Annotated in this window: 21 protein-coding genes; 14 read left to right on the top strand and 7 right to left on the bottom strand. The window is 65.1% G+C overall.

Going from position 1 to position 21,008, the window contains the following annotated elements:
- Nucleotides 1-55: 55 nt before the first annotated feature.
- From V8683_RS25605 to V8683_RS25595, 3 genes are all read right to left on the bottom strand, one after another.
- Entirely contained in the window at nt 56-3,304 is a 3,249-nt protein-coding gene (locus tag V8683_RS25605) for an efflux RND transporter permease subunit (protein WP_411193107.1), read from the bottom strand.
- 12 nt (nt 3,305-3,316) lie between these two features.
- Entirely contained in the window at nt 3,317-4,414 is a 1,098-nt protein-coding gene (locus tag V8683_RS25600) for an efflux RND transporter periplasmic adaptor subunit (RefSeq protein WP_411193108.1), read from the bottom strand.
- 315 nt (nt 4,415-4,729) lie between these two features.
- The gene (locus tag V8683_RS25595; RefSeq protein ID WP_462880686.1) at nt 4,730-6,241 is read right to left on the bottom strand and encodes an efflux transporter outer membrane subunit; all 1,512 of its coding nucleotides are present in this window, start codon (nt 6,239-6,241) and stop codon (nt 4,730-4,732) included.
- Between the two features lie 754 nt (nt 6,242-6,995).
- Here V8683_RS25595 and V8683_RS25590 point away from each other — a divergent pair.
- The 9 genes from V8683_RS25590 to V8683_RS25550 all read left to right on the top strand — a co-directional run bounded on the left by V8683_RS25590 (nt 6,996) and on the right by V8683_RS25550 (nt 15,512).
- Entirely contained in the window at nt 6,996-8,246 is a 1,251-nt protein-coding gene (locus tag V8683_RS25590) for an SfnB family sulfur acquisition oxidoreductase (RefSeq protein WP_411193110.1), read from the top strand.
- Entirely contained in the window at nt 8,246-9,631 is a 1,386-nt protein-coding gene (locus tag V8683_RS25585; RefSeq protein ID WP_411193111.1) for an LLM class flavin-dependent oxidoreductase, read from the top strand. The genes V8683_RS25590 and V8683_RS25585 overlap by 1 nt, the downstream gene beginning before the upstream one ends.
- A 230-nt stretch (nt 9,632-9,861) precedes the next feature.
- Complete coding sequence (locus V8683_RS25580) at nt 9,862-11,010, top strand: porin (protein WP_411193112.1); 1,149 nt, start codon at nt 9,862-9,864, stop codon at nt 11,008-11,010.
- 104 nt (nt 11,011-11,114) lie between these two features.
- Entirely contained in the window at nt 11,115-12,572 is a 1,458-nt protein-coding gene (locus V8683_RS25575) for an NCS1 family nucleobase:cation symporter-1 (protein ID WP_411193113.1), read from the top strand.
- Nucleotides 12,573-12,783: 211 nt separating this feature from the next.
- Nucleotides 12,784-13,107, top strand: coding sequence for a hypothetical protein (locus V8683_RS25570; protein ID WP_411193114.1), 324 nt, complete (start codon nt 12,784-12,786; stop codon nt 13,105-13,107).
- Between the two features lie 83 nt (nt 13,108-13,190).
- Complete coding sequence (locus V8683_RS25565; RefSeq protein WP_411193115.1) at nt 13,191-14,015, top strand: alpha/beta hydrolase; 825 nt, start codon at nt 13,191-13,193, stop codon at nt 14,013-14,015.
- A 76-nt stretch (nt 14,016-14,091) separates the two neighbouring features.
- Complete coding sequence (locus V8683_RS25560) at nt 14,092-14,277, top strand: hypothetical protein (protein WP_411193116.1); 186 nt, start codon at nt 14,092-14,094, stop codon at nt 14,275-14,277.
- A gap of 144 nt (nt 14,278-14,421) precedes the next feature.
- Complete coding sequence (locus tag V8683_RS25555; protein WP_411193117.1) at nt 14,422-15,021, top strand: hypothetical protein; 600 nt, start codon at nt 14,422-14,424, stop codon at nt 15,019-15,021.
- A gap of 62 nt (nt 15,022-15,083) precedes the next feature.
- Nucleotides 15,084-15,512, top strand: coding sequence for a DUF3005 domain-containing protein (locus tag V8683_RS25550; protein WP_411193118.1), 429 nt, complete (start codon nt 15,084-15,086; stop codon nt 15,510-15,512).
- Between the two features lie 53 nt (nt 15,513-15,565).
- Here the strand turns inward: V8683_RS25550 and V8683_RS25545 are convergent, their stop codons facing one another.
- The gene (locus V8683_RS25545) at nt 15,566-16,636 is read right to left on the bottom strand and encodes a hypothetical protein (RefSeq protein WP_411193119.1); all 1,071 of its coding nucleotides are present in this window, start codon (nt 16,634-16,636) and stop codon (nt 15,566-15,568) included.
- Nucleotides 16,637-16,711: 75 nt separating this feature from the next.
- Nucleotides 16,712-17,476 carry a meso-2,3-butanediol dehydrogenase gene (gene budC, locus V8683_RS25540; RefSeq protein WP_411193120.1) on the bottom strand — a complete coding sequence of 255 codons (765 nt, stop codon included), beginning with the start codon at nt 17,474-17,476 and terminating at the stop codon, nt 16,712-16,714.
- A gap of 153 nt (nt 17,477-17,629) precedes the next feature.
- On the opposite strand from budC, the gene V8683_RS25535 reads away from it, so the two are divergent.
- Complete coding sequence (locus tag V8683_RS25535; protein ID WP_411193121.1) at nt 17,630-18,061, top strand: CBS domain-containing protein; 432 nt, start codon at nt 17,630-17,632, stop codon at nt 18,059-18,061.
- Between the two features lie 73 nt (nt 18,062-18,134).
- Here the strand turns inward: V8683_RS25535 and V8683_RS25530 are convergent, their stop codons facing one another.
- Nucleotides 18,135-18,266, bottom strand: coding sequence for a hypothetical protein (locus V8683_RS25530; protein ID WP_411193122.1), 132 nt, complete (start codon nt 18,264-18,266; stop codon nt 18,135-18,137).
- A gap of 56 nt (nt 18,267-18,322) precedes the next feature.
- Nucleotides 18,323-18,601 carry a hypothetical protein gene (locus V8683_RS25525; protein WP_411193123.1) on the bottom strand — a complete coding sequence of 93 codons (279 nt, stop codon included), beginning with the start codon at nt 18,599-18,601 and terminating at the stop codon, nt 18,323-18,325.
- 353 nt (nt 18,602-18,954) lie between these two features.
- Here V8683_RS25525 and V8683_RS25520 point away from each other — a divergent pair, with 353 nt between their 5' ends.
- From V8683_RS25520 to V8683_RS25505, 4 genes are all read left to right on the top strand, one after another.
- Nucleotides 18,955-19,374 (top strand): hypothetical protein, encoded by a 420-nt coding sequence (locus V8683_RS25520; protein ID WP_411193124.1) that lies wholly within the window; start codon nt 18,955-18,957, stop codon nt 19,372-19,374.
- Between the two features lie 131 nt (nt 19,375-19,505).
- Nucleotides 19,506-20,000, top strand: coding sequence for a PRC-barrel domain-containing protein (locus tag V8683_RS25515; protein ID WP_411193125.1), 495 nt, complete (start codon nt 19,506-19,508; stop codon nt 19,998-20,000).
- A gap of 92 nt (nt 20,001-20,092) precedes the next feature.
- Entirely contained in the window at nt 20,093-20,620 is a 528-nt protein-coding gene (locus V8683_RS25510) for a DUF6496 domain-containing protein (protein WP_411193126.1), read from the top strand.
- Between the two features lie 252 nt (nt 20,621-20,872).
- The coding region (locus V8683_RS25505; RefSeq protein ID WP_462880687.1) for an ESPR-type extended signal peptide-containing protein at nt 20,873-21,008 on the top strand (136 nt) is incomplete at its 3' end.

Genomic DNA, 21,008 nt, shown 5'->3' with positions numbered 1-21,008 from the left:
GCGACCCGTCGCCTGCCGACAGGCAAGTGCCCGGCCGGAGCCGGGCATTCGCACGTCAGTCATCGTCGTCATCGGCATGATGAATCTTCTTCGAGACTTCATCGAGCTTGTCGCCCAGCACACGGCGCACCGTGATGTAGAACACCGGAATCAGCAGCAAGCCGAAGAATGTGGCGAACATCATGCCGCCAATCACGCCGGTGCCGATCTCGTGCCGCGACGACGCGCCCGCGCCGCTCGACAAGACGAGCGGCAGCACGCCGAGAATGAACGCCATGGAAGTCATCAGGATAGGCCGCAGGCGCAGCTTGGCCGCGTTCAGCGTGGCGTCGAACAGCGTCATGCCCTGCGCCTGGCCGTCCACGGCGAACTCGACAATCAGGATCGCGTTTTTCGCCGCCAGCCCGATCACCGTGACCATGCCAATCTTGAAGTAGATATCGTTAGGAATGCCGCGCAGATCGCAGAAGGTCAGCATGCCGAGCAGGCCCAGCGGCACCACCAGCAGCACCGCAACCGGGATGGACCAGCTCTCGTAGAGCGCGGCGAGACACAGGAACACGACAAACACCGAAAGAATCATCAGCAAGGTGGCCGCGTTCCCCGCCAGGATTTCCTGATACGACTGTCCGGTCCAGTCCGCGGCGAAGCCTGGCGGCAGCGACTTGTCGATGATGCGCGTGATCACCTGCATTGCCTGGCCGGTGGAATAACCGGGCGCCGAGTTGCCGACGATCTCGATCGCCGAATAGCCGTTATAGCGCGGCAGCGCCTGCGGGCCCACACCCCAGTTCGCCTTCACGACACTGGAGAGCGGCACCATGTTGTACGGGCTGATCGCGCTGTTGCTGACCGACGGATTGGACGGCGTGACGTAGCCATTCGCATTGACGGCCGTGGTCGTGGCGCTCGAACTGGTGCTGCCGGAGGAACTGCTGGTCACGCCGCTTGGCGTGTAAATGTGCTGCAGCGCGTCGAGGTTCATCCGGAAAGGCGCGTCGGCCTGCAGATAGACGCGCTTCACGCGGCCCGCGTACGTGAACTGGTCGATGTAGTACGGCGCCAGTTGCATCTGCAGCGCGTTGTAGACGTCGGTCAGCGAAAGGCCCATGGCCGAGGCCTGCACGCGGTCCACGGCCACCTGCAATTGCGGCGCCTCGGGCAGCGAGTTCGGGCGGATGCCATAAAGCTCGGGGCTCTTGCCTGCTTCGCCCAGCAGCGTCTGTTCGGCCTGCCCGAGCTGCGCGCGCGATTGCCCGGCGCGCGCCTGCAGGAACATGTCAACCCCGCCGAACTGGCTCAGCCCGCGAATGGTCGGCAGGTTCACCACGAAGATCTGCGCGTCGTTAATGCTGTGCAGGACCTTGTTGGCCTCCGGGATCAACTGCATGGCCGAACGCGAACGCTTGCCCCAGTCGGTCAGCTTGATGAAGACCATGCCGACGTTTTCGCTCTGCCCCACGAAGCTGAAACCCTTCACGTCGAACACGCCGGCAATGTCACGGGCGATGTCACTGTGCTGCAGTTTGTCGCCGATCTCCGCCATGACCGCGTCGTTGCGCTGCAGCGTCGAGCCGGAAGGCAGATTGACGATCGCCAGCATGAAGCCCTGGTCCTCGTCGGGAACGAACGAGGTCGGCATACGCACGTACAGGAACCCGGCCAGCGCCGCCACGAGCACGAACAGTATCATCCAGCGCGGCGCATGGCGCACCGCGCGCCCCACCTGGCCAAAGTACGTGTTGCTGAGCCGGTTGAAGCCCCGGTTGAACCACCGGAAGATGAAGTGCGAATCCGCGTTGTGCTCGGGCCGGAGGATCGTTGCGCACAGCGACGGCGTGAACGACATCGCGAGGAAGGCCGAGAAACCCATCGAAATGGCGATGGTCATGGCGAACTGCGCGTAGATGATGCCGGTTGCGCCCGGCTGCAGAGCCGAAGGCACGAACACCGCGGCCAGCACCACCGTAATGGCGATGATGGCGCCGGTGATCTGCCCCATCGCCTTGCGCGTCGCCTTCTTTGGACTGAGTTTCTCCTCGGTCATGATGCGCTCGACGTTCTCGATCACCACGATCGCGTCGTCCACCACGATCCCGATCGCGAGCACCATGCCGAACAGCGTGAGCTGATTCAGGGAGAAGCCCAGCGCCTTCAGGCCGATGAAGGTGCCAAGCAGGGCCACCGGAATGACCAGCGTGGGAATGATGGTCGCCCGGATGTTCTGCAGGAAAATCAGCATCACGAAGAACACGAGGATGATCGCCTCGATCAGCGTGCGCACCACGTCGGTAATCGACGCCGTGATGAACGGCGTGGTGTCGTAAGGCACGTCCCACGTCACGCCCGCCGGCAGGTCCTTGGCGAGAGTCGCCATTTCCGCCTTGACCGCTTTCGCCACGGCCAGCGCATTGGCGCCGGGCAGCAGGTACACGCCCATGCCGCCCGCGGAGTGGCCGTTGTAGGCCGCCGAAGAGCCGTATGACTGCGCGCCGAAGGTGATGCGGGCGACGTCGCCCAGATGCACCACGGTACCGTCGTTGGTGGTCACCAGAATGATGTTCTTGAACTGCTCGATCGACGAGAACAACGTGTCGCCGGAGACGGTCGCCGTGAATACCTGCCCCTTCACCGCCGGGTCCGCCCCCACGGAGCCCGTCGCGAACTGCGCGTTCTGCGCGTTGACCGCGTTCAGCACCTGGGTGGTCGAAAGACCATAGCCCTGCAGCTTGTCCGGATCGAGCCAGATACGGATCGCGTATTCCGAACCGAGCATGAACGTATTGCCCACGCCGTTGATCCGCGCGATCACCGGCTGGATCTGCGAAGCGACGAGGTCGGAGAGCCGGGCCGCATCGATAGCCGGGTTGCTGGACTGCAAGCTGATGAACATCAGAATGTCGGGGCTCGCCTTGGCCACCACGACGCCCTGCTGCGTCACCTCGGTCGGCAGCAGCGGCTGCGCCAGGGCGACCTTGTTCTGCACCTGGACTTCGGCAATGTCGGGATCGGTGCCGGTGGCGAAGCTCAGCGTGATCGTCGCCGTGCCGTTGCTGTTCGACGTCGAACTGAAGTACAGCAGGTTGTCGATGCCGGTAAGCTGCTGCTCGATCACCTGCGTGACCGTCGATTCCATCGTGGCGGCGTTCGCGCCCGGATAGGTCGCGGTGACCGTCACCTGCGGCGGCGCGATGTCGGGATACGAATCGATCCCCATGCGCGAAAGCGAAATGGCGCCGATCAGACAGATCAAAATGGGGATCACCCAGGCAAAGACCGGGCGATCGATAAAAAAGCGTGGCATGGGGCGGACTCCTTACGACTTCGCACCGGCGGCCTGAGCCCCCGATGCCGGAGCGGCGCCCGCCGAATCCGGCTGCCATGCGCTCGCCTTGACGGACACGCCCTCGTGTACGCTCTGCAGTCCCTTGACGATCACCTCGTCGCCCTCGGCGAGCCCGCCCGTGACGATCCAGTTGTTGCCATCGGCGTCCCTGGCTTCGACGTCCTTGCGCGCGACCTTGCCGCTCGGGTCGACCACCATCGCGAAAGCACCCACGGTATCGCGCTGGATAGCCTGCTGCGGAATCAGGTACACGCCGTTGTGCTGGCCAAGGTCGACGGTGAGCGACACGTACATGCCGGGCAGCAACTGATGCTGCGGATTGGGAATCCGCGCGCGCAGGTTGACCGCTCCCGTGGTGGAGTTCACGGTGACGTCGGAAAAGTCGAGCGTGCCGGTCTGGTCGTAGGGGCTGCCGTTGGGCAGCGTGATCTGCACCGTCGTCGCATTCTGCGAGGCCAGCGCGACATTGCCCTGGCTTTGCGCCTGCCTCAGCGTGACCAGATCGGCGGCGCTGATGGTGAAGTTCAGATAGAGCGGATCGATCTGCTGCACGGTCGTGAGCAGCGTGCCGCCCGTGCCGGCGTCGGCCGTGCTGGAGCCCACCACCGCGCCCTCCGTGACCTGCTGCTGGCCCGCGATGCCGCTGATCGGCGACGTCACCTTCGTATAGCCGAGACTCAGGCGCGCGCCGTTGATAGCCGCCTGATCCGCCTTGACCTTGGCCGCCGCGCTACGCTCCGCGGCGTCCGCGTTGTCCACCGTCTGTTGCGAGACCGAACCGACCGGCAGCAACTGGCGATAGCGCACCGCCGTGACGTGGTCGTTGACGTACGTGGCCTGATCCTCGGCGAGCGTCGCGAGATCGTTGTCGAGCACCGACTGGTAGTAGGCCGGATCGATCACGAACAGCAACTGCCCTTCCTTCACGGTGGCGCCTTCCGTATAGACGCGCTTGAGCAGCACGCCGGAAACGCGGGCCGTGACGTTGGCGCTGTACCAGGCCGAGAGCCGCCCGACGAGGTCACGCTTGAGCGGAACATTCTGGGGCTCGGCCTTGACGACGCTCACCTGCGGCGGCGGCGGAGGCGGCGGGCTGCTTTTGTCGCAGCCCGCGAGGGCGAGTAGGCCTAAGGACAGCAGGGACGCGCGCACAGGCAATAACGTCATGGGACACCATGCTTGCATGATCGTTGAAAGAGAAAGGACTGCGAATGAGTACAAGACAGCCGGCAACGGCCAGGCCCGCTTTCCGGGCCGGCTTTCCAGGCCCACCGGGGACCTGCTTGCCGCTGTGGATAAACTGCCCGCGGCACGTCTTGCCGCGCAGGGACAGCGCATTGCCCCGAGCCTAGCGCCGCGCGGAGAGCCCCGTGAATACCGGCCTCACTGCGGCGCAAGTGTCGAACCGGACGCTGCGACCGGCGCTTGCGCCGCCGACGCAACTGCATTGGCCGCGTGCCCGCTGGCGTCATCCCACTGCCAGCCGCCGCCGAGGTTCTTGATCAGCACGACGCTGGCTTCGGTCAGCAGCGCCTGCGTATCCACGAGGTTCTCCCGGGCGGTCAGCAGCGTGAGCTGCTGGTTCAGCAGATCCTGCTCGCTGGCCGTGCCGATGGTGAACTGCGCGTGCTCGCTGCTGAAAAGCTGCTGGTTGCGCTGATAGATCTTCGCGTAGGCATCTTGCTGCTGCTGCAGGTGATTCCACGACGAGAGACTGTCCTCGACGTTCTCGAACGCGCCCAGCACGGCTTGCCGGTAGGCCGCCACATCTTCGTCGTAGGTCGCGCGCGCTTCGTGTACCGCGGCCGTGCGGGCGCCGCCGTCGAAAATCGTCCCTGCGAGCGTCGGGCCAAGTGTCCAGAAACGGTTCGGCACCATGAACAGGTTGGCAAGCGCGTTGTGCTCGAAGCCGCCCTCGGCCGAGAGCGTGAGCGTCGGGAAGAACGCCGCTTCGGCCACGCCGATCTTTGCGTTTGCCGCGGCGGCCGTACGTTCGGCGCTCACCACGTCATAGCGCCGTTCGAGCAGTTGTGACGGCAAGGCGAGCGGCACGGCCGGCGCGGCGAACGCATAATCCACGTTGGGTTCGAGCGAGAAATTGCCGGGCGGCACGCCGATCAGCACCGCAATCGCATGCTCGTCCTGCTCGCGCGAGGTCTGTGTCGACTGCAAAAGAGCGACCACGAGTTCGAGCGTATCTTGCGCGTTCAGCACGTCATCGGACGACGAAATGCCGCGTGTATAGCTCGCGCGCGTCATTTCGAGGATACGGCTATCGATCTGCTCCTGCTGCTTGAGAAGGTCGATATCGATATCGGCCTGGCGCAGCTCGAAGTAGTCGGTCGCGATGCTCGCGGCAATGGAAAGGCGCTCGCCGGCAAGCTGGGCATCGCTCGCCTGCGCACTCGCCTTGCTCGATTCGAGCTCGCGCCGGAACTGCCCCCACAGGTCGAGCTCCCAGCTCGCCGTGGCATTGACATTGATCGTGTTGTACGCCCCCGACAACGCCGAACTACCGTATTGGAGCTGCGCCGCGCCCGAGCCGAACCCCACGCGCGTGCCGGCCGCCTCCGCGCCGATGGTCGGGAAAAAGCTCGCCCTGCTGGCCTCCACGGTCGCCTGGGCGAGCCGGTATGCGGCTTCCGCCTGGGCAATCGACTGGTTGGCCTTGAACGACTGTTCGATCAGCTCCGTGAGCTTGGGGTCGTTGTAGTCGAGCCACCATGTGCTCGAGAGCGACGCTTGCGGATTGACCTGCGCACGCTGCCAGTCCACCCCTTCCTTGAAGCTGGTGGGGATCACCACTTCCGGCTTCTGGTAGTCCGGCCCGACCGCGCACGCCGCCATCAACCAGGCCGCGCCGATCATGCACCCGTATTGCGTCAGGGCCCGCAAGCGGGCATGTGCTGAAAGCGACTTTCTGGTGCAGAAACCGGAAAACACGTGCATTCGCGAACCCGCCGTAAGGGATTGCCCCAGGAACAATAACGACGAAGCCTAAGCCAACTTAATCAATGAGTCAATTAAAACGGATTACCAGTTTTCAATTAGCCTACAAACCGCGATTCAAGACGATTCGTCCATCGGGATTAGCGGCGCCAGCGGTTTCGAATATTACCTGGAAGAAGGAATGGTAATGCCCGCAATGGCGTACTTTTCGCCCTAATGACAGTTACCGACATCGCCGAATTGAGCGATACGGAAAACAATGGCGGATTTTTTTTCGTTTTGTTGGAGACAGACTGGCGAATTGATATTGCGCAGCGGATCAATCGTCTTTAAACGATATAGTCCTTTGGACCGGAGCGGTCATCTCCAGGCGAATTGCGCCGGGGAACGAGCCGTTGGGTTGAGATTGCCGCGGGAGAATATGGCCGCGCGCTTTCGCGACATCGAGCGCATCAAGCGGGAAGAAGCGGCGGCGCGCGCAGGCGCCCAGGCCGAGGCGTCTGTCCCGGCGTAGCGGCGGCGGCATAGCAAGAAAGCGCATATGCAATCGACGATTTAGTGGTAGGGAATCGCGGCGCCCGCTGTTCCAATGAATGACAGGCCCACTCGACGTGTCGGCCGCCGGCCACGGCGCGCAACGGTACGCAACGACATGCGCGCGGGCCACCACAGTCCATCGGCCTTTTCGAACCGGATCTCCATGTCCCTCTCCGTCATTGCCTCCGACGGGGCGCGTTTGCCTCGTCTTCCCGATCCCTCGCGCGTGCGCCGGATCGCCAGCGACGCCGAAGCGCTCGAAGCGGCGCACGCCCTCGCCGCGGCCATCGCGCCGGGCGCATCGCAGCGCGACCGCGAACGCACGCTGCCGTGGGACGAACTCGACCTGTGGTCCGAAGGCGGTCTGGGCGGCATCACGGTGCCGCGCAAATACGGCGGCGCCGACGTTTCCTACGCGACGCTCGCCGAAGTCTTCGCGATCCTCTGCGCCGCCGATCCCGCGTTCGGGCAGATTCCGCAAAATCATTTCGGCGTACCAGGCGTATTGCGCGAGATCGGCTCGCCGGCGCAGAAGCGCCGCTTCTACGGCGAAGCGCTCGCGGGCCGCCGCTTCGGCAATGCCGGGCCGGAGCGCCGCTCAGCCGACGCCGCGACGATCCTGCAAGGCTCCACGCTTCTTGCCGAAACGCCGCAAGGCCTGCGCCTTTCCGGCACGCGCTACTACTCCACCGGCGCGCTCTTCGCGCATCGCGTGCCCGCCCGCGCCGTGGACGACGCGGGCCGCGCCGTGCAGGTCTGGGTGCCGCGCGACGCATCAGGTCTCCTCATCATCGACGACTGGGGCTCGTTCGGGCAGCGCACCACGGCGAGCGGCACGGTCATCTTCGAAGACGTGCCGGTCGACCCCGACGACGTCCTGCCCATCTGGAAGCTCGCGACCCGTCCGGGACTCTACGGCCCGAACTCGCAACTGATCCAGGCAGCCATCGACCAGGGCATCGCCGAGGCGGCCGTGGCCGACGCGCTCGAATTCGTGCGCAAACGCGCGCGGCCCTGGATCGATTCGGGCGTCACGCGCGCCGCCGACGATCCTTACATCATCGCCGACGTGGGCCGCGTGCAGATCGATCTGCACGCGGCGCGCGAAGTCCTGCTCGAAGCGGCACGCACGCTCGACGCAATCGCGGCGCAACGTGTGGACGCCGAAGCAAGCGCGCGCGCCTCGGTAGCCGTCGCCGAGGCCAAGGTGCTGACCACGCGCATCGCGCTCGAAGCCAGCGAAAAGCTCTTCGAGCTGGCCGGCTCGTCCGCCACGCGCGCCGCCCACAACCTCGACCGCCATTGGCGCAACGCGCGCACGCACACGCTGCACGACCCCGTCCGCTGGAAATATCACGCCATCGGCAACTACTTCCTGAACGACGTCCTGCCGCCGCGGCACGGAGCGATCTGATGACCGCGCCGCGCAAGCCTGTCCTCCTCAACGCGTTCAACATGAACTGCGTGGGGCACATCAATCACGGGCTCTGGACCCATCCGCGCGACCGCTCGACCGACTACCGGCTGCTGCCCTACTGGACGAATCTCGCGCGCACGCTCGAACGGGGCCTGTTCGACGGCCTCTTTCTCGCCGATATCGTCGGTGTCTACGACGTCTACCGGCACGACGTGGACGTGACGCTGCGCGAGTCGATCCAGTTGCCGGTCAACGACCCGACGCTGCTCGTCTCCGCGATGGCGGCCGCGACCTCGCATCTCGGCTTCGGCGTGACGGTGAATCTCTCGTACGAGCCGCCCTATCTGCTCGCCCGGCGTTTCTCGACGCTCGATCATCTGACCGGCGGGCGCATCGGCTGGAACATCGTGACGGGCTACCTCGACAGCGCCGCCCGCGCGATGGGACTCGCCGAACAACTGCCGCACGATGAGCGCTACGATCGCGCGGACGAATATCTCGACGTGCTCTACAAGCTCTGGGAAGGCAGCTGGGAAGAAGGCGCCGTGCGCCGCGACAAGGCCGCGCGCGTGTTCGCCGATCCGGCGAAACTGCATCGCGTGCAGCACGCGGGGCGCTATTACAACGTGGACGGCTACCATCTCGCGGAGCCGTCGCCCCAGCGCACGCCGGTGCTGTTCCAGGCCGGCAGTTCCGGGCGCGGCCAGCGTTTCGCCGCGCGCCACGCCGAGTGCGTGTTCATCTCGCCGCCCAACCGCCAGGCCGCCCGCGAAACCGTGCGCACGCTGCGCGAGGAACTGGTGCGCGCGGGCCGCCGGCCCGACGACGTGAAAGTTTTCGTGGGCGCGGCCGTCGTGCCCGGCGCGACCTCGGCGCAAGCGCGCGAAAAATACGCGGACTATCTGCACTACGCGAGCCGCGAAGCCGGCCTCGCCCACTTCGCGGCCAGCACCGGTGTCGACTACGCGCAATACGATCTCGACGCGCCGGTGGACTACGCAGGCGGCAACGCGATCGAATCGGCGGCGCGCACGGCAAAGCAGCACGGCTGGACGCGCCGCAAGCTGCTGGAGATGTTCGAGTTGGGCGGACGCTATCCGGCCATCGTCGGCAGTGCTGCGCAAGTCGCCGACGAACTGCAGGCCTGGGTCGACGAAGCCGGCGTCGACGGATTCAACCTGAGCCGCACGGTAGTGCCCGAAAGTTATGAGGATTTCGTCGAACTGATCGTGCCCGAGCTGCAGAACCGCGGGCTCTACAAGACGGCGTATGCGCCGGGCACGCTGCGGCACAAACTGTTCGGCGCAGAGGACACGCTGCCCGAACGCCATGCCGGCGCGCGGTTCCGCGTGGGCGCGCGCGCCGAGGCACCGGTGGCCTGACGACGCGAGGAGACAAGGCGCGGGCGCGAAAGCCCCGCAAAATCGCCCGCCATTCTTCCGAAATTCTCAATTCTGACTTTCAGAACAACGCGATCGCCCCCGCCATCCCCGCCCCGCTTACTTTGCATTGCCGCGGGAATGCTTTTTCAAACTGCTTGGTTCGGCAATTAGGGGCGTTTCCCTACACTCGGCTGCCTGCTGATCGTGCAGTCGAGACCTTGGGAAACTCAATGAAAAAATTACTACCCGTGCCCGCCGCCCTGCTTCTTGCCTGGGCCAGCGCCGCGCACGCACAAAGCTCCGTGACACTCTACGGGCTGATCGACGCGGGGCTCATGTATACGAACAACGTCTCGAGCGGGGGCGCCCATGGGCCGCTCTGGCAAGCGACGAGCGGCACGATCAACGGATCGCGTTTCGGCGTTCGCGGCCAGGAAGACCTGGGCGGCGGGATCAACTCGTTCTTCGACCTCGAAAACGGCTTCAACGTCACGAACGGCAAGCTCGGGCAGGACAACCGGCTGTTCGGGCGCTCGGCCTTCGTCGGTATCGGGGGTGTCAACAGCGGCTCGCTCTCGCTCGGTCGCCAGTACGATTCCATCGTCGACTACCTGAGACCGCTGACCGCCCAGGCGGATACCTTCGGCAGTACCGGCTTCGCCCATCCGTTCGACAACGACAACCTCGTCCACTCGTTCGCGTTCAACAACGCCGTCAAGTACGCAAGCCCGGATCTGTCCGGCTTGAGCTTCGGGGGTGCCTACGCGTTCTCGAACACGACGGAGTTCGCCGCGAACCGGGCCTACAGCGCGGGCGCGAGATACACGAACGGTCCGCTGGATGTCGCCGCCGGGTACATGCAGGTCAATGGATCCAGCTCCACCAACACCACGGGCGCCGTCGATACCGCGGAGTCGTCGTACGAAGCCAAAGCCGGCTTCCAGCTCGGCGCGCAGACACAGCGGACTTTCGGCGGCGCCGTCAACTACGGGATCGGTATTGCCCGGCTAGGGCTCGCTTATACGCAAAGCGCGTTCGAAGGCAGCGATTCGTTCGGCAGCGCGGACGGCACGGTGCGTTTCAACAACTACGAAGCGAATGCGATGTTCACCGTGACCTCGCGTGTCTCGGTCGGACTGACCTATACGTATACGGACGGCAGCGTTTCCGATACGAAGACCTACGGCAGCAATCCGCACTGGCAGTCCGCGGATTTCCAGACCGTGTACACCTTGTCGAAACATACGGACGTCTACTTCGAAACCATGTTCCAGAAGGTTTCGGGGCACAACTACGTCGCGTTCATCGACGGTGCGGGTGGCCCGTCGTCCACGCAAACCCAGATCGCCGCCACCATTGGCATGCGCGAGCGTTTTTGACAGCATAGAATGCCTGCAAACCAGCAGGCCTCAGTGGCGGAGCGTCTCCATCTGGGCATGTCCGGTCGTGTTTCTTCTTTTCCGCGCGTGCAAAGGAGCAACAGATGGACCTCCGCGATCCCTCCCCCGGCCTCTACAACGAAGACCTCGCGCCGGCGCAGACGCGCAACTGGGGGGCCTTCAGCATCTTCAACGTCTGGACCTCGGACGTGCACAGCCTCTGGGGCTACTACCTCGCCGCCAGCCTGTTCCTGCTATGTGGGAGCTTCGTCAACTTCATCCTCGCGATCGGCATCGGCTCGCTCGTGATCTTCGCGCTCATGAACCTGATCGGCTATGCCGGCGAAAAGACCGGCGTGCCCTATCCGGTACTCGCACGCGCCTCCTTCGGCATCTGGGGCGCCAACCTGGCCGCGCTGGTGCGAGCCGTGGTGGCCTGCTTCTGGTACGGCGCGCAAACGGCGGCGGCTTCGGGCGCAGTGGTCGCGCTGCTGATCCGCAACGACAGCCTTCTCGCGTTCCACAAGGGCACGCAGTTGCTCGGCCATTCGGCACTGGAGGTGATCTGCTACGTGGTCATCTGGGTGCTGCAGTTGTTCATCATACAAAAGGGCATGGAGACGGTGCGCCGGTTCCAGGACTGGGCGGGACCGGCCGTGTGGGTGGCCATGCTGATCCTCTCGGTCGGCCTGTGCGTGAAAGCGGGCGGCTTCTCGTTCGCGAGCGGCATTCCGACCGATGTGCTGCTCGACAAGACCAAAGACGTCGGCGTGAGCGGCAAGCCGGGCTCATTCTGGGCGCTGATGGCGGTGGGCGCCACCTGGATCACCTATTTCGCAGCGCTGTACCTCAATTTCTGCGACTTTTCGCGCTATGCGAAAAACCGCGACGCCGTGAAGAAAGGCAATCTGTGGGGCCTGCCGGTCAACCTGATTGCCTTTTCGCTGGTCGCCGGCATCACCACCCTCGCCGCCTACCGGGTTTATGGCGAAGTGCTGCTCCACCCGGAGCAGATCTCGGCCCGGTTCGATAGCTGGGTATTGGCGCTCATCGCGGCGCTGACTTTCGCGGTCGCCACGCTCGGCATCAACGTGGTGGCCAATTTCGTCTCGGCGGCCTTCGACATTTCCAACACGTTCCCGAAGCAGATCAGCTTCCGCAAAGGCGGCTACGTTGCGGCGATCATCGCGCTCGTGCTCTACCCGTTCGCCCCGTGGGAAGGCAATGCCGCGCACTTCGTCAACGCTATTGGCGCCACGATGGGCCCGCTGCTCGGCATCATCCTTGCGGACTACTATCTGGTGGCCAAAGGGAACGTCAACGTCGCGGCGCTCTACGAAGAATACGGCGAGTACCGTTACGAAGGCGGCTGGAACGTCAACGCCCTCGTCGCCGTCGCGCTCGGCAGCCTCTTTTCCACGTTTCTGCCCAATCTCACCAGCCTGCTGCCGGTCTGGTGGAACACCTATGGGTGGTTCTTCGGTGTCGCGATCGGCGGCGGCACGTACCTGATCATGACGGCCTTGCGGCCCCGCACCGCCGTCGCACCCACGCGCGTTTGAAGGCTTTCCGCCGGGAAAGCACAAAGCCCCCATTTCCTGCCGGGACGGCTGCACGAAGCGACGGCTTCCGCGCAGCCGTCGCGCACGTCCTTATCATCAGTCAAACTTGCCAGATAAACTGTTAAGTGTTACTGTCAAATTTCGCTTGTGCAAGCCGCACGGCATGGAGCCGCGGTCGATGGTCCGGAACACTCAATGAGGAACCTTGCTAATGGAATGGGCACACCATATTGCTTACTTTTTCGGCGGGGTCTTTCTCGCCAATGCCATACCTCATCTCGTGAGCGGAACGATGGGGCGGCCATTTCAGAGTCCGTTCGCCAATCCCCCCGGCAAGGGACGGTCCTCGCCGACGGTCAATGTTCTGTGGGGGGCCTTTAATCTCGCCACAGGTTACCTGCTGATCTGCCGCGTCGGGTCTTTCGATCTTCACGCTACCTCGCATGTGGCGGCCGCCGGCCTGGGCGGGCTGTTGATTTCCCTCTTCGCCGCGCGCCACTTCGGACAGTTTTACGCCGGGCACACGTCGGTTTAGCGCGGGTTTGCGGCCCGATCATAAAATACGCTGCATGCCGTGGCCGCAAACGGCGATCCGACCACAGAGGACGAGAGGAGACGATGACGCAAGCCATCTATCGAGGCATGGATCGAGACACGCTCGACATGGCCTACAACAACACGAAAGCCGTCGCCGACTTCGCGGGCGTGCTGGCCGACTTCCAGGCGCGCAGCCGCAAGCTCTACGAAGCCGTGCCCTGCCAACGCGATCTGCGATACGGCGGGCGGCCGCGCCAGCGTTATGACTGGATCCCCTGTGACCGGCCGGACGCGCCAACCTTCGTTTTCATTCACGGCGGGTACTGGCAGAACTGCGTGAAAGAGGACTTCGCGTTCGTCGCCTCGGGTCCGATCGCGCGCGGCTATAACGTGGCGCTTGCGGAATATACGCTCGCCCCGGAAGCCAGCATGACCGAAATCGTGGCGGAAATCGGTCTGCTGCTCGACCACCTGGCCGCCGACCGCGCCGGAGCCGGCATCGCAGGGCGCCCGCTGTGTCTGAGCGGGCATTCCGCGGGCGGGCATCTGAGCGCGATCTATCGCGCGCATCCGGCCGTTTCGAAGGTGCTCGCGATCAGCGCGCTCGTCGACCTCGAACCGATCAGCCTCTGCTGGCTCGACGAAAAGTTGAAACTGAGCGCGCGCGAGATCAACGACTACAGTCCGCTGAGGCATATCGGCCACGGCGCGCCGATGGTGCTCGCGGTCGGCGCAAATGAGCTTGCGGAACTGGTGCGCCATTCGACCGACTACGCGCTCGCGTGCGAAGCGGCACGTGAACCTGTCGGGCTCGTGCATGTGCCCGGCTGCACGCATTTTTCGATGCTCGACGATCTCGCGCGACATGACGGCTGGCAAATGAGCGTACTCGGGGCGCCGGATTAACGTCGCGGCAGGAAGCCGTGCCGTGAAGCCAACGTGACCGGCGGCCCAGGCGCGCATCCTGCCGACGCCCTCGCGAGTGCTCCGCGCGACCTGGCTGCTCGACGCCTTCTCTCAGGCGCGCGACCGCATCGAAGCGATCTGCGCGCAGGCACTCGAACGCAACGGCGGGAAACCCGTCATCCTGCACAGCGGCGTGGTCCGCATGCTGCTCGCGGCGGACCGAAGCGGCGGCGCGGCCGACTGGCCGATTACCGGCGCGTGATGCCGTGCCGAAGCGTCCGCATCGCTTTCCACGAGCTTTCCACGACATGGTCGGAACGGCACTTGCGCGACAGCAGGCAGATCGATCGACGCGTCGCTTCACTGGCGTCGATCCCCAATCGCCGACTGCAAAACGGAGGAAGCCATGTCCCAGATCATCGCAGCACGGTTTACGACATTCGCCGCTGCCGACTCGGCAAAACGGCGGCTGTTGACCCACGGCTTCGTCGACGAAGACGTCGCCGAGTTCTACGTCAATCCCAGCGGCCAGCATGCGCGCTACCCGATTGGCGGCGACGAATACGCCGACACACAGGCGCGACCCGCCGGCATCGGGGCAACGGGCGGCGGCGGCATCGGCGCCGTGGTGGGGATGCTCATAGCCGGCATCCTGACGCTCCTGTTCTTTCATTCGCTGCTGGTCCTGATCGTGGCGACCGCAGTGGGCGCCTATGTCGGCTCGCTGGCGGGTGCGATGCTGATGACACGAGGCGGAGGCAAGGAGAACGAGCCTGCCGTTACGGCAGGTCCGCATGAGCGCGAGTCCGGCGTGCTCGTCGCCGTCCACGTCAGCCCCGCCGAGCAGCCGCGCGTGGTGAGCATCCTGCGCGAAGCCAACGGTCAGGACATCGAAGAAGCGTCCGGCCTCTGGCAACATGGTCAATGGTCGGACTTCGATCCCACGCGAACGGTGAAACCCGTCGACGAAAGCCGTACCGCACGCAGCCGCACGAACGTGAAATGAGGGCGGCCAGGCGGTTGGAACGCGCGATGCGCATCGATGTGATCTCACTCATGGAGGCCAACATGCCGCATTCCGAGCACAACCGGAACACCCCGCCGGAAGCCGATGCCGACCACCCCGCCGGCTTCGCGTCGCTGGATCCCCTCGCCATTGCGAGCCGCAGAATTCTCACCGTCGAAGTAGCGGGAACGGCGGCGAGCAACAGCTCCGTCGACGCCGACGGCAAGACGCTCGAAGCGCGTCGCGACGTGAGGGAACGGCACGACAACGTCGTCACCTCCAATGCGACGATGGAGAACCACGTCTCCGTCGCGTCGGACGGGCTCGGTGGCTTCGACAGCCGCACCGTGCGCGCCGTGCCGCATATCGCGGCGCTGCCGGGCTACCGCGTGGTGGTGCAGGGCTACGTGGTCGTGGAAAGCCGCCACGGCGAGCGCACGGACGCGATCATCAGTCTGGAGCGCGAAGTCCAGGGCGACCCGCACGAATAGGGGCAATCCGCCGCCGGAACGGGCAGGCTGCAGGGCCGGCTGCAAACGACCCCTTAATTCGCCGGAATCGTCAGCACCGGCGCCTTCGCGCTCGTATCGGATTCCGCGAGCGCCATCAGGTTCTGCAATACCGTGAACGCGTATTTCGAGTCGAAGTCGTCGCGCTCCACCCAGTAGGCCGTGCCGTCGTAGTCGACGGCGACATACGGATCCGCGCCCGGTTTCCTGCCGGCATGGACGATGATGGTCGGCCGCGTTTCGCCGCCGATGAGGCCGACGGTCGCCTTCGTCGATCCATTGCTCACCTGCTCGTCGGGCACCTCCACCTGCGCGCCGAGGTCCGTCAGGATGCCGAGCACCGAACGCGTCACCATCGGAATGCGCGTCCCGCCGCCGGAGGACGGTCCATAGACGATCTCGTAGGTGCGCGTGGCCGCCGACAGATGCAGCAACTGGCGCACGCGCGCCAGATCGGCTGCCACCTCGTGCGTGCTGGCGCTCTGCTCGGCGCCGATCGCGAGCCAGACGCTCGGCTTGCCTTTGTCGTCGCGAGACTCCAGGCTCAACTCGCCCGCCAGTTGCAGGCGCCGGAACACGCGCAGCAACTCGAAGAAACCGGGGGCGCCGGCGCTGTTCTCGCCGCCTAGCGCGCTGCCGTTCTGCAAGCCGCCGATCGATTGCGCCGTCATGCGCAGCAGCAGATCGATCGGAATGCCTCCTTCGGCGAGCGGCAACACGAGTTCCGGCGCAAGCGGCCGGATATAGGCGGAAGCGTAGGCTTCGCCGGTAGTCGGCGCGAACGTGAACGTGGGGTGGTTGCCATACGAGACGCTGCCCGTCGCCATGGCGTAGTTCGGTTCGGATCCCGAACCAATGTTGCCCGTTGCGCCCGCGCTCGAATCGAACTGATACGCGGCAATGACCGAGCTGACCGTGAGGAAGGCCGGGGCGTCGCCATAGCGCAGCCCCACGATCGTGGCGAGGATCTGCCGCTTTTTGGCATCGCCGAGTGCCCGCGCGTAGTCCACCTGGTCGGCGCGCAGGTGATCCGGGCCGATATGCGCGCAGCCCGCACCAAGACAGGCGGCGCCAAGAAGAGCCAGAACGGTTGCCTTTGAAATCATCTTGTAGGGGACGCATGGCGGCCCGTGGTGGAATCCGCGCCCGCACAGCAATTCTCGTACCTCTGACGAATGCGTTCAGGCCAGACGCGGCTGCCCGTTCGACGCGCCCAATCCGCCATCCACGGGAATATTCGCGCCCGTGATGAAACGCGCGTCGTCGCTCGCGAGAAACGCAATCACGGCTGCGACCTCCTCGGGCTCGGCATGGCGGCCAAGCGGAATGCGCTCGCGAAAGCGCGCCATCAGGGCTTCATCGTCGAGCAGATCCCCGGTGAGATCCGAACGCGTCAGCGAGGGGCACACCGCATTCACGCGCACGCCCGCCGGCGCGAAATCGAGCGCTGCCGCACGGGTGAGATTCGTGACCGCCCCCTTGGCCGCGTTGTAAAAGCTCATGCCCCAGTCGCCGCCCAGGCCCGACACCGAAGACACATTGACGATGCAACCCTTCGTCGCCTTGAGAAACGGTGCAGCCGCTCGCATGCAATAGAGCACCCCGCTCACGTTGGTCGCCATGACGCGGTCCCAGTCTTCGAGCGGCGCTTCGTCGATCGCCCCCATCGAGGCGATGCCCGCGTTATTGACGAGCACGTCGATGCGGCCGAAACGCGCAATAGTGGCGTCGACGAGCGCCAGCACCTCGCCCGCATCGCTCACGTCCGCGGGATGAACGAGCGCACGGCTTTCCGTCAACCCGGCGGCCACGTGGCGCAGCTTCGCGGGCGTGCGGCCCGCGAGCACCACGGCGGCGCCCGCTGCGGCGAAGCGGCGTGCGGTGGCGGCGCCGATGCCCGAGCCCGCACCGGTCACGATCACAACTTTGTCGTTGAAACGTTCCATCGAGCCCTCCCTGGCAGCAGCGTCGCGGCGCGGCCGCGCACGTGAGGACCGGACGTGCAACTGCCATGCCCGTCTCTGATGCGGCTTAAGGCGAAGCGCGGAACGGCCGATGCTCCTATGCTTGCGCGCTTGCACACGAAAGAGGAGGAACCCATGACCCAGGTCTACGAAATCATGTCGCGCAACGTCGTGCGCGTGACGCCGGAATCCACGATCCGGCACGCTGCGCAACTCATGCGCCGGCACGACATCGGCGCGCTGCCCATCTGCGACGGCGATCATGTCGTCGGCATGGTGACCGACCGCGATCTCGCGGTGCGCGCCCTGACCGCCGGCTACGAGCCGATGGAGCCCGTGGCGCGCGTGGCCAGTTCCGACGTACAGTGCTGCTACGAGGACGACGACCTCGACGTCGTGCAGCGCCGCATGGGCGAGGCGCAGGTGCGCCGCGTGCCGGTCGTCAACCACGCGCGCGAACTGGTCGGGACGCTTTCGCTCGCCGATATCGCCACGCGCTGCGACGGCCAGCAGCGCCAGAGCGTGGCCAATACGCTGGAAGACATCTCGCAGCGGCGCGTGAGGTGATTACGAGCGCAGACAGACGCGCTTACCATCGGACGATTGGCCCTGAGATGCTCGCCGTTGCAGTCATTACACGTCATCGTTGCAACGGCGCCCTCGTCGCCCTCGGTGGTCCGCAAAGTCCCTCAACGGTAATCACGATGGCGTCGAGCGCGACGAACATCGGCAGCACGCCAACCAGCAGGAACCACGCGGTCTCTTCCGGCATGATCCGCACTCCTCAGCGCATCGCTCGATGTGGCTGCGCGTGGCGGTTATGTGGGCCTATTGCGTGCATTTGTCGCCGGGCTTCCTACGTATGGGCGGACTGTTGTGCCCGCGTGCGCCGGGCGGCTCCGGGTGCCCGTGCATGCCGAGCGGCACCTCGGCGGTCTGCTCAGGATGCGGACCGCCTTCGGCGGGCATCGCCTCCGGCCGCGGCTCCGGCTGATCGAACGAGCCGGGATAACCCCGCGCGGGCTTCGCGTCGGATCGTGGCGGCGTGCCTTCGACAGGGGGCGTCGTGGCGGAGCCAGCAGGCGAATGGGGTTTGGCAGAATTCATGGAACTCTCCTTCGGTAACGTGGCCTCGGGCGAGAGGCCGCACGGTGCGGGCACGGCGGTCCGCGCGTGACGATGAACCTGCCCGACATGGCGGTTCGCATCGCTCGTACCTGCGGTCAGGTCGCGCTGCCGGACTACCGGAATGGGCCCCGGGCATGGGAGATGCGTTGCACGGTACAGTTGCACTTCCACCGGCCTTTCATGCAGGCCGGCCAGGTGACCCGACCTGTCCACGTCGCGTCGGGCCAGGCGGGCACCATCGGGCAGTCCGCGATAGGCGCGTATGATCGAGAGCGAGATTTGCCGACAGGAACTCCAGCCATGGCGACGAGCCATCATTCCGCCGACCGACGATGAGCCTGCCCGCTTCCCCCTCCCCCCGCGATCCCACCCGGCTGCAGCGGGCGATCATCTGGACTGCGCTCTTCGCCGCGCCGCTCATCTGGCTACTGCACCTGCTCGTGAGCATAAAGCTCGTCTCGACGGCCTGCTCCGGCGGCATCACGCAACACAACGCGCTTCCATGGGACGAACTCGAGCGCTTCGTCACCATTGCCTCGGTGCTGGCGTTCGGTGCCTGCCTCGCGCTGGTGGTCGCGGCGGGACGCGCGTTACGCCAGATCGTCTCGCTCGCGCCGCGGCGCGGCGATGCGATCCGGTTCGTGGCCTGGTGCAGTGTGGCCTCGGCCGCCGCTTTCACGTTCGGCCTGGCATTCAGCGGGACCGTGCTGCTCGTCCTGCCCCTCGACCGCCTGTGCGCCCCCTTCCGGTAACGCCACTCGCCTGCTGTCGGCCACGCACGTAAAGATCCGCACAAGGCCACGCATCGCGAGACCCCGCTAACTCGCGTCAGGCGCGCGCGTTGCTGCCCATGAGGGGCCATCCAACCGATCAGGAGTCCATCATGTCTGTTACCTCTCATACCTCCACGCAAGCAGGAACCGGCGCGCGCATCGTCGGCAAAGGCAGTGCCACGGCCGCCGGGCCGGGGCCGAACGTCATGGCGGCCAGCACGCTCGACAGCGACCGCGTGCTGAGTTCGGAGGGAGAAGAAGTCGGCAAGATCAAGGAGATCATGCTCGACGTGCAGGGCGGCCGCATCGCTTATGCCGTGATGGCGAGCGGCGGCTTTCTCGGCATTGGCAACAAGCTCCTCGCCATACCGTGGAGCGCGCTTACGCTCGATACGAGCCGCAAGTGCTTTTTGCTCAGTGTTTCGTCCGAACGCGTGAAGGAAGCGCCGGGATTCGACAAGGACCAGTGGCCCACCATGGCCGACCTGAGCTGGGCCACGACGCTGCACGCATACTACGGCACCCAGCCCTACTGGGACGATCCCGCCGTGCTCGACATGCGCGGCCTGCGCGACGACCCGGACGCTCCAGAAACGAAGCGCTGATCGCAAACGAAGTGCTCGGCACGACCTGGACCTGCGCGGTACGGCTATTGCGCAAATGCAAGATGTCCCGACACTTACCTGGGAGAACGAAAATGCCCGAGCAAAAGACCATCGAGCGTGCGCGCGCCGACAAGCGCGCCGGCAAGTCGGCCAGCACGCAGGCTGGAGAATTCGTCAAGGAAGAAGTCGAACGCGTGCGGGCCGGCAAGCACGGCGTGCGTTCCGCCAGCCAGGCGGTGGCGATCGGCCTTTCCGAGGCACGCCGGGCCGGCGTCGATCTGAAGCCGCCGGCGCAGGGCAAGACCCGCGAAGCGACGCGCAGAAAAGCCGGCAAGGATGCGGTTGCGGGCCAGGGCCGGAAGCCGGCCCGCGCCAGTTCCGAATCGAAGACCCAACGCTCGCGCGCGACCACGGCCGCACTGAAGCGTGAGAGTCCGGCAGGCGCCTCGAAAAAGGCCATGTCGAAGCAGGCGAAGAGCGCAGCCGCGCGCCGGCCGGCCAGCAGCCGTTCGGCCGCCGCGAAGAAGGCCGCGCAGACCAAGGGCGCGGCGGGACGCTCGGCCGCGGCGAAAAAGGCCGCGCAAACGCGAGCGGCGCGCGCACATGGGACGCACCGCTAGCATGCCGCACTATCCGGCCGGATTTCGTCGGGCTCATCGGGCGAGATCGCCCGATCGCGATCGGCCAGATTGCAGCGTTATCTGCGTAATCGGTCGAAGCCGGTTTTACCGACAAGGCGCATAAAGCATTTAACGAAGTGTGGTTTTAACGACGAATCCTGGCAATAGTTGACAGTCGTTAATTAGGGATTGGGTAAGCATGCCTGTGCGTGCAAAGCGCGCTTCCAGTTCCGATGCCGTGTCTGGCCTCGTGTGACGTCACTGGGAAACGTCCTGCAAACCGGCAGGGCTTCGTCCAGCATCACAGGTACAAGAAAATTGAATAACCATTGCTACCGGCTTGTGTTCAGCAGGCTTCGGGGAATGCTTGTCGCCGTTTCGGAAACGG

The organism is Paraburkholderia sp. AV2 (genome assembly GCF_054968425.1).
The sequence above is the reverse complement of the archived record's forward strand: the minus strand, read 5'-3'. Positions and strand labels throughout refer to the sequence as shown.

Bases quoted from the DNA above. Each gene is read 5' to 3' on its own strand.
- V8683_RS25605 (WP_411193107.1), bottom strand. From the start codon at position 3,304: ATGCCACGCTTTTTTATCGATCGCCCGGTCTTTGCCTGGGTGATCCCC.
- V8683_RS25590 (WP_411193110.1), top strand. From the start codon at position 6,996: ATGTCCCTCTCCGTCATTGCCTCCGACGGGGCGCGTTTGCCTCGTCTT.
- V8683_RS25585 (WP_411193111.1), top strand. From the start codon at position 8,246: ATGACCGCGCCGCGCAAGCCTGTCCTCCTCAACGCGTTCAACATGAAC.
- V8683_RS25580 (WP_411193112.1), top strand. From the start codon at position 9,862: ATGAAAAAATTACTACCCGTGCCCGCCGCCCTGCTTCTTGCCTGGGCC.
- V8683_RS25575 (WP_411193113.1), top strand. From the start codon at position 11,115: ATGGACCTCCGCGATCCCTCCCCCGGCCTCTACAACGAAGACCTCGCG.
- V8683_RS25570 (WP_411193114.1), top strand. From the start codon at position 12,784: ATGGAATGGGCACACCATATTGCTTACTTTTTCGGCGGGGTCTTTCTC.
- V8683_RS25565 (WP_411193115.1), top strand. From the start codon at position 13,191: ATGACGCAAGCCATCTATCGAGGCATGGATCGAGACACGCTCGACATG.
- V8683_RS25555 (WP_411193117.1), top strand. From the start codon at position 14,422: ATGTCCCAGATCATCGCAGCACGGTTTACGACATTCGCCGCTGCCGAC.
- V8683_RS25550 (WP_411193118.1), top strand. From the start codon at position 15,084: ATGCCGCATTCCGAGCACAACCGGAACACCCCGCCGGAAGCCGATGCC.
- V8683_RS25545 (WP_411193119.1), bottom strand. From the start codon at position 16,636: ATGATTTCAAAGGCAACCGTTCTGGCTCTTCTTGGCGCCGCCTGTCTT.
- budC (WP_411193120.1), bottom strand. From the start codon at position 17,476: ATGGAACGTTTCAACGACAAAGTTGTGATCGTGACCGGTGCGGGCTCG.
- V8683_RS25535 (WP_411193121.1), top strand. From the start codon at position 17,630: ATGACCCAGGTCTACGAAATCATGTCGCGCAACGTCGTGCGCGTGACG.
- V8683_RS25530 (WP_411193122.1), bottom strand. From the start codon at position 18,266: ATGCCGGAAGAGACCGCGTGGTTCCTGCTGGTTGGCGTGCTGCCGATG.
- V8683_RS25525 (WP_411193123.1), bottom strand. From the start codon at position 18,601: ATGAATTCTGCCAAACCCCATTCGCCTGCTGGCTCCGCCACGACGCCC.
- V8683_RS25520 (WP_411193124.1), top strand. From the start codon at position 18,955: ATGAGCCTGCCCGCTTCCCCCTCCCCCCGCGATCCCACCCGGCTGCAG.
- V8683_RS25515 (WP_411193125.1), top strand. From the start codon at position 19,506: ATGTCTGTTACCTCTCATACCTCCACGCAAGCAGGAACCGGCGCGCGC.
- V8683_RS25510 (WP_411193126.1), top strand. From the start codon at position 20,093: ATGCCCGAGCAAAAGACCATCGAGCGTGCGCGCGCCGACAAGCGCGCC.